8 protein-coding genes are annotated in these 16,619 nt (G+C 70.9%); 3 read left to right on the top strand and 5 right to left on the bottom strand.

The genetic code is table 11. From position 1 onward, the window contains the following. Positions 1 to 55 precede the first annotated feature (55 nt). The 3 genes from LV79_RS09510 to LV79_RS09500 all read left to right on the top strand — a co-directional run bounded on the left by LV79_RS09510 (position 56) and on the right by LV79_RS09500 (position 8,876). Complete coding sequence (locus LV79_RS09510; RefSeq protein WP_253834195.1) at positions 56 to 3,874, top strand: ABC transporter ATP-binding protein; 3,819 nt, start codon at positions 56 to 58, stop codon at positions 3,872 to 3,874. A 946-nt stretch (positions 3,875 to 4,820) separates the two neighbouring features. Continuing rightward, entirely contained in the window at positions 4,821 to 8,627 is a 3,807-nt protein-coding gene (locus tag LV79_RS09505) for a multifunctional oxoglutarate decarboxylase/oxoglutarate dehydrogenase thiamine pyrophosphate-binding subunit/dihydrolipoyllysine-residue succinyltransferase subunit (protein ID WP_253834194.1), read from the top strand. Positions 8,628 to 8,696: 69 nt separating this feature from the next. Continuing rightward, on the top strand, positions 8,697 to 8,876 hold the full coding sequence (locus LV79_RS09500) for a DUF6104 family protein (protein WP_253834193.1): 180 nt from the start codon (positions 8,697 to 8,699) through the stop codon (positions 8,874 to 8,876). A gap of 596 nt (positions 8,877 to 9,472) precedes the next feature. Here the strand turns inward: LV79_RS09500 and LV79_RS09495 are convergent. The 5 genes from LV79_RS09495 to LV79_RS09475 all read right to left on the bottom strand — a co-directional run bounded on the left by LV79_RS09495 (position 9,473) and on the right by LV79_RS09475 (position 16,528). Beyond that, on the bottom strand, positions 9,473 to 10,498 hold the full coding sequence (locus LV79_RS09495) for a hypothetical protein (RefSeq protein WP_253834192.1): 1,026 nt from the start codon (positions 10,496 to 10,498) through the stop codon (positions 9,473 to 9,475). A 110-nt stretch (positions 10,499 to 10,608) separates the two neighbouring features. Then, positions 10,609 to 11,826, bottom strand: a complete 1,218-nt coding sequence (locus tag LV79_RS09490; RefSeq protein WP_253834191.1) for a proton-conducting transporter transmembrane domain-containing protein — start codon at positions 11,824 to 11,826, stop codon at positions 10,609 to 10,611. Continuing rightward, complete coding sequence (locus tag LV79_RS09485; protein WP_253834190.1) at positions 11,823 to 14,528, bottom strand: YbcC family protein; 2,706 nt, start codon at positions 14,526 to 14,528, stop codon at positions 11,823 to 11,825. Before LV79_RS09485 ends, LV79_RS09490 begins: the two co-directional genes overlap by 4 nt. After that, complete coding sequence (locus LV79_RS09480) at positions 14,525 to 16,144, bottom strand: SulP family inorganic anion transporter (protein WP_253834189.1); 1,620 nt, start codon at positions 16,142 to 16,144, stop codon at positions 14,525 to 14,527. Before LV79_RS09480 ends, LV79_RS09485 begins: the two co-directional genes overlap by 4 nt. A 72-nt stretch (positions 16,145 to 16,216) precedes the next feature. Beyond that, positions 16,217 to 16,528, bottom strand: a complete 312-nt coding sequence (locus LV79_RS09475) for a hypothetical protein (protein WP_253834188.1) — start codon at positions 16,526 to 16,528, stop codon at positions 16,217 to 16,219. Positions 16,529 to 16,619: the final 91 nt, after the last annotated feature.

The following is a 16,619-nucleotide window of genomic DNA, read 5'->3' as shown; positions in this document are numbered from 1 at the left end:
GCACAGCCGAGGCCGTCCTCCCCGCGGAGGGCGGCCTCGTGCTTACGCTGGCCGGGTGACGACATCCCCCGGTTGGATCCGCCGACTCAGCACCGCCTGCTGGCGGCACCGCGCCCTGGTGCTGCTCTCGCTGGCGGCGTCGGTGGTCGGCGTCGGCTTCCAGGCGGTCGGGCCGCTGCTGGTCAAGTTCGTCATCGACGGCGCGGTCGCGGGCCACACCGACGGGCTCGGCTGGCTGGTCGCCGGGCTGGTCGGGCTGGAGGTGCTGACCTTCACCAGCGCGTTCCTGCGCCGCTACCTGGGCGGCAGGCTGGCCCTGGACGTGCAGCACGACCTGCGCCAGGCGGTGTTCCGCGCGGTGCAGCGGCTCGACGGCGGCAAGCAGGACGCGTTGCGCACCGGGCAGGTGGTGTCCCGCTCGATCACCGACCTGCAACTGGTGCAGGGGCTGCTGATGATGGTGCCGCTGTCGGTCGGCACGGTGGTGTTCGCCGTGCTGGCGCTGGCCGCGATGTTGTGGCTGTCGCCGTTGTTGACCGTGGTCGCGCTGGTGGTGACGCCGGTGGTGGCGGTGGTGGCCGCGCGGAGCAGGACGCGGCTGTTCCCGGCGACGTGGTCGGCGCAGCAGAGCGCTGCCGACGTGGCGCAGCAGGTGGAGGAGACCGTCACCGGGGTCCGTGTGGTGAAGGGTTTCGGGCAAGAGGCGCGAGAGGTCACTCAGCTGGAGCGGGCCGCGCGCAAGCTCTATGCGGAACGGATGCGCAGCGCGCGGATCACCTCTAGGCCCGCGGCGACGCTGGTGGCGATGCCCGCGGCCGGGCAGGTGGCGGTGCTGGCGCTCGGCGGGTACATGGCGTTGCGCGGGCAGGTCACCCTGGGGACGTTCCTGGCCTTCGCCGGGTACGTGGCGAACCTGGTGGGGCCGACCAGGATGTTGGCGGGGCTGCTGGTGAACGCGCAGCTGGCCAGGGCCGGGGTGGAGCGGGTCTACGAACTGGTCGACTCGCAGCCGGACGTGACCGAGAAGCCGGACGCGGTCGACGTGCCCGCCGGTCCGGTCGCGGTCGAGCTGGACGACGTGCGGTTCGGGTACACGCGCAGTGAGCCGGTGCTCGACGGGGTGAGCCTGCGGGTCTCGCCCGGGGAGACGCTGGCGCTGGTGGGGACGGCGGGGTCGGGCAAGTCCACGGTGTCGCTGCTGCTGCCCCGGTTCTACGACGCGCAGTCCGGTGCGATCCGGATCGGCGGGGTCGACCTGCGGGATCTGCGGTTGGCGTCGTTGCGCGGCACGGTCGGGGTGGTGTTCGAGGAGGCGTTCCTGTTCTCGGACTCGGTGGGCGCCAACATCGCCTACGGCAGACCGGACGCGACGGCGGCGGACGTGGAGGCGGCCGCGCGGGCGGCGCAGGCGCACGAGTTCATCACCGAACTGCCCGATGGGTACGACACGGTGGTCGGTGAGCGCGGGTTGACGCTGTCCGGCGGGCAGCGGCAACGGGTGGCGCTGGCCAGGGCGCTGCTGTCGGACCCCAGGGTGCTGGTGCTCGACGACGCGACCTCGGCGGTGGACACGCTGACCGAGTCGGCCATCCACGACACGCTGCGCGCGGTGACGGCGCAGCGGACGACGCTGCTGATCGCGCACCGGCGGTCCACATTGGCTCTGGCCGACCGGATCGCCGTGCTGGACAAGGGCACCGTGGTCGACGTGGGCACGCACCAGGAGCTGACCGCGCGGTGCGAGCTGTACCGGTTGCTGCTGGCCGGTCCTGGCGAGGCGATCGAGGAACGGGCCGGTGTAGCCCCGGTGGCGCCGGGTCCGGACGGGATCACCGCGTCGCTGTGGCCTGACGACGCGCCCGAGGCGGAGGCGACCGTGCGGAACGCGCAGCCGTCGATCGGGCCGCCCGGGGGTCGGGGTGGCCGGATGGGCGGGAGCGCGGCGGCGGCGTTGAGCGGGTTGCCTGCGACAGAGGACCTGCTGGCCAGGGTGCGGGCTCTGCCACCAGCGGTGGACGTGCCCCAGCTGCGCGGTGAGGACCCGACGAAGCCCGATCCGGGGTTCCGGCTGCGCGGGTTGCTGCGGCACGCGCGGTGGGCGTTGGCGGCGGTGCTCGGCTTGGTGGTGCTCGACTCGGTGACGGCGGTGGCGATGCCCGCGCTGTTCCGGCACGGCATCGACGCGGGTGTGCTGACCGGGACGGTGAGCACGTTGGTGGTGGTGACCGTGCTGGCGGCCGGGTTGGTCGTAATCATGTGGCTGAACACGGCAGCGGGAACGGTGCTGACCGCGCGCGTCGGCGAGCGGTTGCTCTACCTGCTGCGCGTCCGCAGTTACGCGCACCTGCAACGGCTCGGGTTGGACTACTACGAGCGCGAGCTGGCCGGTCGGATCATGACCAGGATGACGACCGACGTCGACGCGCTGTCCACGTTCCTGCAGACCGGGCTGACCACGGCGGTGGCCAGCGTGGTGACCGTGGCCGCGGTGACGGTGGCGCTGCTGGCGACCGACCTGTCACTGGCCTTGGTCGCGCTGGCGGCGGTGCCGGTGCTCGTGGTGGCGACGGTGGTCTTCCAGCGGCTGGCGTCCTCGGCGTACACGCAGGCCAGGGAGGAGGTCAGCGCGGTCAACGCGGACATGCAGGAGAACGTGACCGGGCTGCGGGTGGCGCAGGCGTACACGCGGGAAGAGGTGTCGGCGCAGCGGTTCGAGGCGCGCAGCGACGCCTACCGGCGGACCAGGCTGCGCGCGCAGCGCTACATCTCGACGTACTTCCCGTTCGTGACGATGCTGTCCGGGCTCGGTCAGGCCGCGGTGCTGGTGGTGGGCGCGAACCGGGTGGCGACCGGGGACCTGAGCCCGGGGGTGCTGCTGGCGTTCCTGCTGTACCTGGGGCTGTTCTTCGCGCCGGTGCAGCAGCTGTCGACGGTGTTCGACGGGTACCAGCAGGCCAGGGTCGGGCTGCGGCGCATCGCCGACCTGCTGCGCACGCCGACCTCGGTGGTGCCGCCGACCGACCCGACACCGGTGCCGACGCGGCTGGCCGGGGAGGTCGAGCTGCGGGACGTGACCTTCACCTACCCGGGGACGGACCGCCCGGCGGTGTCCGGGCTGTCGCTGAAGGTGCGGGCCGGGGAGACGGTGGCGCTGGTCGGTGCCACGGGGGCGGGCAAGTCCACTGTGGTCAAGCTGATCGCCCGGTTCTACGACCCGACCGAGGGCGCGGTCCTGGTCGACGGCGTCGACCTGCGGTCCTACACCCCGTCGGACTACCGCTCCCGCCTCGGCGTCGTCCCCCAGGAAGCCCACCTGTTCACCGGCGACGTGGCCCGCAACATCGCCTACGGCCGCCCCGACTCCCCGCCGTCGGCCATCGAGTCCGCCACCCGCGACGTCGGCGCCCTCCCCATGGTCGCCACCCTCACCAACGGCTTCCGCCACCCCGTCGGCGAACGCGGCCAGGGCCTGTCCGCGGGCCAACGCCAACTCATCGCCCTAGCCCGCGCCGAACTCGTCGCCCCCGACATCCTCCTGCTCGACGAGGCCACCGCCGCCCTGGACCCGGCCACCGAGACCGCCGTCCTCCAAGCCAGCCAACACCTCACCGCCCACCGCACCACCTTCGTCGTCGCCCACCGCCTCGCCACCGCCGCCCAAGCCGACCACATCCTCGTCCTAGCCAACGGCCGCATCATCGAACAAGGCCCCCACCCCACCCTCCTAGCCGCCAACGGCCCCTACGCCCGCCTATGGCACCAAGGCACCCTCGACCCCCACACCCCACCCCCGGACCCCCTCCAGCCCATCACCCCACCACCCAACTCCCGCCCAGCCACCACCCGACCACCCAACACCACCCCCACCCACTAACCCGCCCTCCCACCGCCCCGCCGCCCGACACCAACCCCGCCCGCGCCACCCAGCCTCACAACTCGACCCACGTCCCCCACCCCACCGCCCGCCACCAAATGCGCCCCTCCGCAGCCCCACACCCATCCCTCTCAACCCCCCAACCCGCCTTTCCCTGTCACCACCCGTCCCCACCCGCGGACTCCTGAACCAGCGCCCGCCAACCCACCTCGCGCCGACACCTAGATCCACCAGGGCCGCCACCCCGGCTTCTCCCCGCCCACTGATCCGCGCTTCCGGCACCACTCACACCGGAATCCCCACCCCAGCGCACCACTCGGTCTCAACACGCCACCCGAACGCTCTTCCTTCGCCACACCGCCCACGCGCCAACCTTCAACACACACTCGCCACTTCGTTGGCGCCGTCGGGCGATGCCCAGCCCGTGTAGCAGGCAGACCTCCGCAGGCATCACATTCGTGGCCTACAAATCCACACCTCACAGCTCGGGGACCCGCCAGCGCCTAGATCAAGCGGTCGTCGCGACATCTGGCGGTCGGGTGGGGTTCACCTGCGTGATCCACAAGCTTCGGGAGGTTTTTCGGCGGGGTGGTGGGGAACCCCCGCTCGGGTGCCGGGTGGGTGCCGGGAGGGGTGGGTGGGCGGTGACCGTTCGGCTTCCGTTCCCGGGGGCTTGGCGTGTGGATGGGGACCATTCGGCGACCGTTCGGCGATCACTCGGTGGGGTGATCGGGGTGGGGAGGAGTGCCCACAGGGTGGACGGGCGGTGGGATCCGGGCGGCGACTTACCCCACATGATCGGTTCCTCAACCGATACAGTTGGCGGCGCCACACGAGAGGTGCGCCACGGCCGGTTGGTTGAGTGACCACCGTCCTGACCGGGGGACTAGCCTGACGGGGAGTGTGTTCAAGTCGAGATCGAGATGGATAGAGGCGAGAGCCAGCCGTGTCCAGCAGCAGCCCTGCGTCACAGTTCGGTGCGAACGAGTGGCTCGTCGAGGAGATGTACGAGCAGTTCCTCGCGGACCCGTCGTCGGTAGACCCCGCGTGGCACGACTTCTTCGCGGACTACAAGCCAACACCGCGGGCGGCGACCCAGGGTGCCGCGCAGGCCAAGACGGCCGCCGACACCGGTGCCGCGCGGACCAAGGCCGCCGCCGCCGCGCCGAGCACCGCCAAGGCGGCCACCGCCCAGCCGGTGGCCGCGAACCAGGCCACCGCGAAGGCCGAGGCGCCGACCGGGGCGCCCGAGCGGGCCAAGCCCGCATCAGGCAACGGCCGGGTGGCCACCACCTCGCCCGCGACCGCCGCCGCGGCGCCCGCGCGCTCGGCTGAGGCCGTCGCGCCCGCGAACAACAAGAACCCGGCCAAGCCGTCCCAGCCCCCCGCCACCGCGGGCGAGGAGGAGCGCAAGCCGCTGCGCGGTGCCGCCGCCGCGATCGCGAAGAACATGAACGCGTCGCTGGCGCTGCCGACCGCGACCAGCGTGCGCGCGATCCCGGCGAAGCTGCTCGCCGACAACCGCATCGTGATCAACAACCACCTGAAGCGGACCAGGGGCGGGAAGGTCTCCTTCACCCACCTCATCGGCTACGCCATGCTCCGGGCGCTCGAGGCGTACCCGAACATGAACCGGCACTACGCCGAGACCGACGGCAAGCCGCAGGGGGTCACCCCGGCGCACGTCAACCTGGGCCTGGCGATCGACCTGCCGGGCAAGGACGGCAGCCGCAACCTGGTGGTGGCCTCCATCAAGGGCTGCGAGGGGATGTCCTTCCAGCAGTTCTGGCAGGCCTACGAGGACCTGATCCGCAAGGCCCGCAGCGGCTCGCTGACCGCGGACGACTTCGCGGGCACCACGGTCTCGCTGACCAACCCCGGCGGCATCGGCACCAACCACTCGGTGCCGCGCCTGTCGGTCGGCCAGGGCGCGATCCTGGGCGTCGGCGCGATGGAGTACCCGGCCCCGTTCCAGGGCGCCAGCGAGAAGACGCTGATCGAGATGGGCATCAGCAAGATCATCACGCTGACCTCCACCTACGACCACCGGATCATCCAGGGCGCGGAGTCCGGCGAGTTCCTGCGCGAGATCCACCACCTGCTGCTGGGTGAGGACGGGTTCTACGACGACATCTTCACCTCGCTGCGGATCCCCTACGAGCCGATCCGCTGGACCGAGGACATCTCCGAGGGCCCGGTCGACAAGACCGCGCGGGTCATCGGCCTGATCGACGCCTACCGCACCCGCGGCCACCTGATGGCCGACACCGACCCGCTGAACTACCGCCAGCGCAAGCACGAGGACCTCGACGTCCGCTCGCACGGGTTGACCCTGTGGGACCTCGACCGCGAGTTCCCGGTCGGCGGGTTCGCCGGCAAGGAGCGGATGAAGCTGCGCGACGTGCTCGGCGTGCTGCGCGACTCCTACTGTCGCACCGTCGGCGTGGAGTACACCTACATCCTGGACCCGGCCGAGCGCCGGTGGATCCAGGAGCGGGTCGAGGTCGCGCACGAGAAGCCCGCCGCCGCGGTGCAGAAGTACGTGCTGAGCAAGCTCAACGCGGCCGAGGCGTTCGAGACTTTCCTGCAGACCAAGTACGTGGGGCAGAAGCGGTTCTCGCTCGAGGGCGGCGAGTCGGTCATCCCGCTGCTGGACACGCTGCTGGACAAGGCGGCCGAGTACGAGCTCGACGAGGTCGTCATCGGCATGCCGCACCGCGGTCGGCTCAACGTGCTGGCCAACATCGTCGGCAAGCCGATCTCGCAGATCTTCCAGGAGTTCGAGGGCAACCTGGACCCGGGCCAGGCGCACGGTTCCGGCGACGTGAAGTACCACCTCGGCGCCGAGGGCAAGTACTTCCGGATGTTCGGCGACGGGGAGACCCGGGTGTCGCTGACGGCGAACCCGTCGCACCTGGAGACCGTCGACCCGGTGCTCGAGGGCATCGTGCGGGCCAAGCAGGACCTGCTGGACAAGGGCGACGAGAGCGGCGTCGGGTTCTCCGTGCTGCCGGTCGCGCTGCACGGCGACGCTGCCTTCGCCGGTCAGGGCGTGGTCGCCGAGACGCTGAACCTGGCGCTGCTGCGCGGGTACCGCACCGGCGGCACCGTGCACGTGGTCATCAACAACCAGGTCGGGTTCACCACCGCGCCGGAGCACTCGCGCTCGTCGCAGTACGCGACCGACGTGGCGAAGATGATCCAGGCGCCGGTGTTCCACGTGAACGGCGACGACCCGGAGGCGTGCTACTGGGTGGCGCGGCTGGCGATGGACTACCGGCAGACGTTCAACAAGGACGTCGTGGTCGACCTGGTCTGCTACCGCCGCCGCGGCCACAACGAGGGCGACGACCCCTCGATGACCCAGCCGGGCATGTACGACATCATCGACACCAAGCGCAGTGTCCGCAAGGGCTACACCGAGGCGCTCATCGGCCGCGGTGACATCTCGGTGGAAGAGGCCGAGAAGGCGCTGCGGGACTTCTCCAGCCAGCTCGAGCACGTGTTCAACGAGGTGCGGGAGCTGGAGAAGCACCCGATCTCGCCGAGCCCGTCGGTGGAGCGCGACCAGCAGGTCCCGGCGAAGCTGTCGACCGGTGTGGACCGCTCGGTGCTGGAGCACATCGCCGACGCGCACGTGAACCTGCCGGACGGCTTCACCGTGCACCCGAGGGTCAAGCCGGTGCTGGAGCGCCGGGAGAAGATGGCCCGCGAGGGCGGCATCGACTGGGCGTTCGGCGAGCTGCTGGCGTTCGGGTCGCTGACCCTGGAGGGCCGCTCGGTGCGGCTGGCCGGTCAGGACTCCCGCCGCGGCACCTTCACCCAGCGGCACGCCGCGGTGATCGACCGCAAGTCCGGCCGCGAGTACCTGCCGCTGCAGAACCTGTCCGACGACCAGGGCAAGTTCATGGTCTACGACTCGGCGCTCTCGGAGTACGCGGCGCTGGGCTTCGAGTACGGCTACTCGGTGGCCAACCCGGACGCGCTGGTGCTGTGGGAGGCGCAGTTCGGCGACTTCGTCAACGGCGCACAGTCGGTGATCGACGAGTACATCTCCTCGTCGGAGGCCAAGTGGGGCCAGGTGTCGGACGTGGTGGTGCTGCTGCCGCACGGGCACGAGGGCCAGGGCCCCGACCACACCTCGGGCCGCATCGAGCGCTGGCTGCAGCTGTGCGCCGAGGGGTCGATGACCGTGTCGGTGCCCTCCACCCCGGCGAACTACTTCCACCTGCTGCGCCGCCACGCCCTCGACGGCGTGCAGCGCCCGCTGGTGGTGTTCACGCCGAAGTCCATGCTGCGCAACAAGGCCGCGGTGTCCCCGGTCGAGGACTTCACCGGCGACACCCGGTTCCAGTCGATCATCGACGACCCGACCAGGCCGGACCCGGCTGGCGTGCGCAAGATCCTGTTCGTCTCCGGCAAGCTGTACTACGAGCTGGCCGCCGAGCAGGCCAAGCGCGGCATCACCGACGTCGCGGTCGTGCGGGTCGAGCAGCTCTACCCGGTGCCGCAGCGCAAGATCGGGGCCATCTTCGACCGGTACCCCAACGCCCAGGACATCCGCTGGGTGCAGGAGGAACCGGCCAACCAGGGCTCGTGGCCGTTCTACGGCCTGGCGCTGCCGGAGCTCTTCCCGGACCGCGTCACCCGCATCACCCGCGTCTCCCGCCGCCCCATGTCGGCCCCCTCGGCGGGGTCGAGCAAGGTGCACGAGCTCGAGCAGCGGTCCCTGATCGAGAAGGCCTTCGAGTAACACCGTTCGTTGTCGGGGCCGCCGGTTTCACCTCCCGGCGGCCCCGCTCTCATTCCCGGGGAACCCACCGTGTACTTCACCGACCGCGGCATCGAAGAACTCGAAACCCGCCGAGGCGAGGAAGAAGTAACCCTCGCCTGGCTAGCCGACCGCATGCGCGCCTTCGTCGACAACAACCCAGAATTCGAAACCGCCACCGAACGCTTCGCCACCTTCCTAGCCCGCGACGACGACGACATCGAGGACTAGTCCCGAACCACCTCCACCTGCGGCCCCAACGCCTCCAGCCCCAACACCTCACCCACAGCGAGGACCTCCACGCGGGCAAGGTCTGGGAGCTCAGCCAACGGCGAGAGGTCAACCGAGTCACAGTTGGTGAGTTCGACCTTGGCAACAAGGGTTCGCGCGCGGCCAGCCAGTGGGGTGGTGGGGCGGCCACGATACCCAGAGGGCGAACGGGACGGTGCCCAGGGCGCTGGTGTGGCAGGGCCTCGGCGAGCAGGTCATCGGAGCCCCGGACGGACAACGCTAAGTCGTCGGCGAACCAGGCGCCGAGTGGGGCGGCGCGCATGACGGCGTCGTTGCCCTAGGAACCGTTGCCGTCGAACAGGTTCGCGGCCAGGTCGCGCCAGGGTTCGCCGGTGCGGACGAGGCGAGGCATGCGGTTCGTCGCTTGGCCGCAGTCGTGGTGCTCGGCGAAAGAAGCCGAGAGGGCGTCTTTGGGATGCCGGTGGGCGATGAGCCCCGACCGGCGCCAACGCTTTCTCGACTCATTGCACATGGACGACGCCCTCGGCTCCCAGACGGGCGAGGTCGGTGGGGCGGGATTTCCGCCCCACCGACCCTCACACCCAGGTGAGCAGGCCCGGGGCCAGCCCGACCACGACCAGGACGGCCATGGCCACCACGACCCCGTAGTTCTCCAACGGAGTCAGGTCACGTTCGCCGTTGGCGGCGCGGCGGCGGGTGAAGAGGCCGAGGAAGCCGCGCATCACCGCGATCCCGGTGACTGACAACGCGATCACCACCACGATGCCGATCGGGGTCGCGACCGCGTGCGGCAGGTGGTGCCCTTCCGCGAAACCGGCCAGGAGTGGGAATCCAGCCAGGGACAGGCCGAAAACCAGGTAAGCCACGGCCAGTCGCGGTGTCGCGGCGAAGTCACCGCCTTCGTGCAGCGACAACGACTCCCGGCGAGCGGCCAGCGCTCCGACGGTCATGGCGAGACCAGCGGTGGCGAGGGTGCCGACCAGCCAGGACGCGCCCGCGATGACCAAGCCGTTCGTCGCGATCAGCAGGTATGCCAGCGAACGGCGTCCGTCGTCGGAAGCGGCGGCGAACACCGCTGCCGTCAGTGCCGTGATTGCCCCGATCACCGTGAGGACCACAGTGGACGGTTCCAGCAACACCACCGGTGCCGCCTGGTATGCGACCACGACGCCCACGGGCGTGCGGTCGACGAAGCGCGGGAACCACGCGTGCGCCGGGAACGCCGCCATGCGGATCACGATGCCAGCGGCGAGCAAGACCGTCCCAGCAGGACCGGGTAGCACGGCACCGACAATCAGCAGCAGCGCACCGGGGAACTGATAGCGCGCGAACAACCGGTCGCCGGACCACACGAGGTACGTGGACAACGCCAGCAGGACCGCGTCCACCACCGCGTACTGGAACGCCAATAGTCCACACGCGACTGCGAACAGCCTGGCCGCCATGACAGGAGCAGCGCCCTCCACGGGACTCACCGCCGCCACCAGCAATCCCGCCAAGCTGATCGCCAGGCACCCCACGGCCCCCGCGCCCGCACTCACCGAGCCGCCCAACGGCGCCTCCGGCAAGGTCAACGCGACCGCCGAGACCCCCACCGCCACAGACGCGGTCCAAGTCGCGGCTCGTCGAGCCTGCCGCGGATCGGTGACCCTCCCAACCACGATCGCGCCAACCAGCCAAACCAATCCCACGGCCAGCGGCCCAAGCGCGATCATCTGGATACCGCCTGGCGGTTCGCGGCCACGGTGGTGGTCCAGCGGTCTTCCGCGGCGGCCGCACGGTTCACGGTGCGGACCAACGGGTTGACGAGTCGGTCGACCAGGAAGGCGTCAACGTACCCGCGTTCCAAGGCGAATCGGTAGAGCCAGGTTCGGAGCCTGGCCGGGACCAAGCGCTCGAAGTGACGTCCGGTTGTGGGGACTGGGGCGCCTAGGGATTGCTCCAAGTGGTGGTGGTCGTGCAGCAGGCTTGGTGACCGGAGGATCTGACCGCTGCGGAGGACCGCGTGAGTGATCAGGTGCACGAGTGCGAGGACGTTCCAGCCCAAACCGACCTCGATCAGCACCAAGGCGATCTGGGTCATTGACGCGAAGGCCAGACTGCTCTTGATGTCGGTCTGCGCACGCCCGACCAGGGTCGCGTACAGGGCAGTGACAACTCCCACCGCCACCACCGCCGGTCCATCAACCCCGTTGCGCAGCAACAAATACGGACCGAGGCTGACCGAGATCGCCCCGTAGCAGATCGCGCTGGACGGCGTTGGCCCCTCCATCGCGCGAGGCAGCCAGCCGCCGAGGGGGAACTGGGCGGACTTGCCCAGGACGGCCCACAGCAGCAGCAAGCCGACGACACCGTGACCCGCGCGGTGGTGCTCGGCGATCACCGCACCGATCAGGCCGATATCGCTGATCCGGTACGTGATGAACGCCCGCAGCCCGCCCGCGACCGGACCGGGCCGGTGGTGGAAGAACGCGATGAGCAGGGCTGAGGCCAAGCCTGCGAGTTCCCACCCGACCACGAGCAGGTCCAGGGTCCCCGCGAGCACCACCACCTGCACCGCCGCGACGAACAGCGCCAGCAGCAGGTAGAACCGCCGGTAGCCCGGGTCGCGGTGCAGGTACCGCTGCGAGAACGCCCCGATGAGGCACCCCAACAGCCCGCACAGCACGACCATCGGCACCGACAACCAGTCGGCCCTGAGCCGCAACGGGAACCCGGCGAACCAGGTCCCCAGCGACACCGCGGACGGTCCCTCCACAATGCATACAACAGCCAGCGCGAGACCGACGAGCGCGGACAAAGCGGCGGCTCCGACGACGAGGCCGGACACCACACGTTCCGTCCACACGAGACCGAACCACAGCGCGACGGCCAGCACCAGGAACGTCACCAGCGGGACCCCGACCCCGGCGATGACCAGGGCGTTCACCTGGCGTCCTGTGCGGCGGCGAGGACCGGCACCGGCAGGTCCACCCCCGCCAGCACGTGCGCGCACCCCAGGTGCCCGCGCTCGCCCGCGTAGACCTCCACCGACCGCGACACGACCGGGAACTCCGCGACCTCCGGGACGTACGGCTGGAAGGTGCCGTCCTGGAACAGGAACATCGCGTCGTCGTCCGGGACCCAGGCCACGAGCTGGATCCACCCGTTGCCCACGAGCCGGGCCAGACCGGGGTTGGCGGACAGGATCGCCGCGAGCCGGGCGGGTGTGGCCTCCACGACCAGCAGCAGCCGCACCGGTTCGTGGATCTCGACCATCTGCCACGGCAAGCCCGTACGCAGGTCTGACGCGTGCCCGTCCATCACGCCGAGCAGGCCGGTGATGTTGTGCGGCAACTTGGTGCCGCACCCGTACCTGGCCGGGTCCACGTAGCTGAAGTAGTACTCCAGGTTGATCCCCGCGCACACTGGCCCGACCGCCTGCAGCAGTGACGTCAGCAGTGCGTCGTCTGTGTCGGCCGCAGGGTCGTAGGACACCAGGAAGGCGCGTCGGTCCAGGTAGAGCCCACGGGTCAATGACCGGCGACCAACGACGCACACGGCGTTCGTCGCGTGCCCGTACTCCGGTCGCGGCTGCCCGAGGTCGACCGCGTGCGTCTCGGCCTCGGCGAGCGCGTCGTCCAGCGCCAGATCCGGTGGCGCCGTCTCGAACCGGCGGCACCGTTCGTGCGCGGCGAGGACGCACGCCCGGGCCACGGAGTTCTTCGCCCGAGCCAGATCCGCCTGGAACCGCGACGGCACAAGGTCTTCGTCGAAGTAGGTCATCGAGTCGTCGCACGTGTTGTGGTACGACCCGACGAACCAGGTGTCGTCCGGCAGGCCGAGCGCCGCACGGACCTCCGGGTGGTTGGCCATCGCCGCGAAAGCGCGGGCGTTGGGACCTCCCCGGCCGCCGCCGGTGGCGCCGCAGTCGTGCGCGGACTCGTGCGGGTTGTTCATGCTCGACGACCCGTGCCCCACCAGCAGCACGATCGGCGCGGGCGCGGCGAGGATTCCCGTCGTGCGCAGGACAGTGCCGACGATGCCCGCCATTTCCGCCACCGTGTAACCGATGTCGAGCCGGGTGACCGGGTGCGGTCCGTCGAGCTGGTGGGACCAGCGTTGCGCTTGACGGGGGAACAGGCACCGCCCGACCAGCGATGTCAAGCTCACCGCCCCCAGCGCGAGGCTGAACAGCCCACCGCGGGCCAAGGTCCGGCTCCCCACACCGACGTGGTGGCTCCAACCGCCCCGAACCCGCCGCAACACCCCGCGAGCGGGTGCGACGGGCCGTTCGACGACGTCGTGCGTCGGTGTGACCACGACCGGACACAGTGGACGCGGCCGCACGTCGTGCACGCCCTGGTAGTTCATCGCCACGCCGAAGAACCCGGCGAACCCGAAGGTCTGCGCGACCGGCGTGTTCTCCTCCAGGTGCCTGCGCAGCGACTCCTCGCGCTCGTCGATGCAGAACACGGCCTGGAACTCGACCGACGACGGGTCCGAAGTGGACATCCGCTGGTGCGCGGCGAGCCCGTCGAGCACACCGACCCGGTGCCTGCGCTCGTAGGCGGCGTGCAGCAGCCGACGCCGTTCGAGCCCGTCGCAGTCGGCGACCAGCGCCAACCAGGCCGCCGCATCCGGGGTCGGGTCGACAGCCATGAGTTCGGCGAGCACGAACGCCTCGTAGGCCAGTTCGACGTCCGGCCGGGCGGTCACCTCGACGACCGGACCGTGGCCGGGGTGCTCGGCGAGCACGTGCCGCAGCGCGAACACGTCCAGCGTCAACTGCACGGCGAGGAAGTCGACGAGCCGGGCGGGCGGCGCGGCGACCGGGGCGCGGTCGGGCCGCACCTCGAACTGCCGGACCATGCCCGCCCACCCGCGCAACGACAGCAGGGTGGCCAGGATCGCCTCGCCCCACTCGGTTTCCGGGACCTCCAGCTCGGTCAACGCCCACGCCACCGTGCGCTCGGCGTCCCAGCGCTCCTGGCCGCGCAGGGTCGCGCCCAGGCCACGCAGGAACCGGTCCGGCGGCCCGCCCGCACGCCCGTAGAGCGCCCGGAACGCGGCGAGGAGCCCTCGGTCCCGGTCGGGCATCGGCCAATACGCCACGCCTTGGTCGAGGAACGCGGCGGTGAGCCGGATCAACACCGGGTGCACCAACGCATCCGGGTCGACACCGGTCTCCGCACGTACCCGGTCAGCCGGGCGGGGAGTCGGCTCCGCAGTCGGCACGACGCGAGGCGCGGCGGCCACCAGCGCCGACCACGCGGGCCCCAAGTCTCCCGCCTCGGCCAAGACCCACCGCAGCGCGGGACCGCGCGGTACGTCGAGCAAGTGGCGGAGCCTGCTGGTGTGGAACTCGCGGCGGGTCGGGCCGCCGGGCACGACCGGGACGCCGTCGTCGGCGACCTCCGCGACCACGACCGCGACCAGGTCGGCGTCGGTGATCCGCCCCTGCTCCACGTACCCGTGCAGTTCCTGCTCGCTGGGGAACGGCTCGGCGCCCAGCAGCACGCCCGCCCGGACCACGGCGTCGTGGAAGGGCAGGTCCTCGAAGGCGTGCAACGTGTTGTGGTGCACGAAGGTCTGCAACGGCCCCTGCTGCGGCAGCAGCTCGGCGGCCCGCTCGACGAGGGGGCCGATCATGACCGCGGCCTGCGGCGCAGCGCCTGCGGGTGCGCCGACACCGGGTCCAGCCCGTCGAGCCCCTCGACCCGCAGGGTGGCCTCCGGCAGTTCCTTGGCCAGCTGGTCGAGCCTGGTCAGGAAGGTGTGGTCGACGAGGGTGGCGTCGCGCACGTCCACCACGATCTCGGTGACGCCGTCGCCGTTCTTGGTGATCGCGCGGCGCAACGGCAGCAGCGCGGGGAACACGGCTGCACCGGGAATGCGGACCCGCAGCACCTCGCCATCGCGGGTGACCTCGGGGCGGGGCCGCAGGAACGCGAAGAGCGGGACGCCGCGCACCAGGTGCAGCACGATCTTGAGCGCCAGCCCGGCCGCGACGCCGACGAGCAGGTCGGTGGCGAGGGTGACGACCAGCGTGGTCAGGAACAGCAGCAGCTGGTCCCAGCCGATCTTGCCGACGTGCGCGACCTCGCGCGGGTTGGCCAGCCGGAACCCGGTGTAGACGAGCATGGCGGCCAGCGCGGCCAGCGGGATGGTCTGCACCAAGCCGGGGATCAGCGCGACGAACAGCAGCAGGATCGCGCCGTGGCAGACGTTGGACCAGCGGGACTTGGCGCCCGCGTCCAGGTTCGCCTTGCTGCGCACGATCTCCGAGATCATCGGCAGGCCGCCGATGAACGCGGCGGTCAGGTTGCCCGCGCCGATGGCGAACAGGTCCCGGTTGAGGTCCGACGGGCGCTTGGCCGGGTCCATCGAGTCGACCGCGAGCACGGTCAGGGTGGACTCGATGGTGCCGATCAGCGCGAACATCGCCACGTACTGCAGCGAGGTGCCGCTGAAGACCTGGGAGAAGTCGGGGAAGGTGATGGCGTCGAGCACCGATCCGGGCAGCCGCACCAGGAACTCGGGGCCGAGGTGGTGGGAGGCGTCGGCGAGGCGGTAGTCGTGCGGGCTCGACAGGTGCAGCAGCAGCCCGATCGGGATCGCCACGGCCAGCACGACGAGCGGCGCGGGCACCGACTTGCTCCACCTGGCGCGGACCAGCGGTAACCCGAACAGGATCAGCAGCGCGACGACGCCGATCAGCACGATCAGCGGGTTGGCGTGCGCGACGCTGCGCGGGATCTCGGCGAGCAGGCCGAGCGGGGTGTCCGCGGTGGGTTTCACGCCCAGCACGACGTGCGCCTGCTTGGCGATGATGATGACGCCGATCGCGGCGAGCATGCCGTGCACGACCGACGGCGACATGGCCACGCCGATGCCCGCGGCGCGGACCGCGGCGAACAGGATCTGGATCAGCGCGGCGACCACGCCGACCGCGAGCGCCCTGCGGTAACCGGCGACCGCGTCGCCCTGGCCCAGGTCGTGCACCGCGCCGACGGCGATGACGATGAGCCCGGCGGCAGGCCCCTTGATGGTCAGCGGCGCACCGCCGAGCAGGCCGCCGAGGATGCCGCCGACGATCGCGGTGAGCACACCGGCGATCGGCGGGAAACCGCTGGCCAGGGCGATGCCGAGGCACAGCGGCAGGGCGATGAGCGAGACCAGGAAACCGGACTTGACGTCGCCTAACGGAAAGCGGCGTCTAGCCGGGTCCGCCTTGCCGGAAACCGGCGCTTCGGTTTGTTCGGACATCGTGAATTCCTCGTTCTTCGGGCGCGACTGGGGCGCCTGCGTCGATTTGCCGACGAGGCGTTGGGAAGGGAATCAGCGCCCGCGCGGAGGTCCGCGCGCGAGGAGGCCTGCCGAGGTGGATTCGGCGGCGATGACCCGCAGGCCGGGGTCGGCCGGGGTCCTGCCGGTGGCCGTGTGGTCGGAGGCCGCGACCGCGACACCGTCGTCCACCAGGTCGTTGTGTTGCTCGACGGCCGAGAAACCCAAGCCGCGCACCAGGGTTTCCTGGTCCGCGCGGATCTGCTCGACCGGGGTGCCGCGGTGCGGCAGCGCGCACGGGGTGCCCGCGCCGATGCCGACGACCGCGCCGAGGATGGCCGCCAAGACGAGCGAGAGAACGCGCACGACGACCTCCCCCGCTCGGAATTCGAGCCTGGTGGTCACCGGGAATGGGCTCTGCGATTCACAGAATGTGCCGTCGGTGGCGACCAGGACT

Origin of the sequence: Actinokineospora globicatena (assembly GCF_024171945.1) — a bacterium.
GTDB classification, from domain to species: domain Bacteria; phylum Actinomycetota; class Actinomycetes; order Mycobacteriales; family Pseudonocardiaceae; genus Actinokineospora; species Actinokineospora globicatena.
Note: the sequence above shows the minus strand (reverse complement) of the source record. Positions and strands in the feature narration are given on the sequence as shown.

Excerpts from the sequence above, each read along its gene's own strand:
- LV79_RS09485 (WP_253834190.1), bottom strand. The coding sequence starts at position 14,528 with ATGATCGGCCCCCTCGTCGAGCGGGCCGCCGAGCTGCTGCCGCAGCAG.
- LV79_RS09480 (WP_253834189.1), bottom strand. The coding sequence starts at position 16,144 with ATGTCCGAACAAACCGAAGCGCCGGTTTCCGGCAAGGCGGACCCGGCT.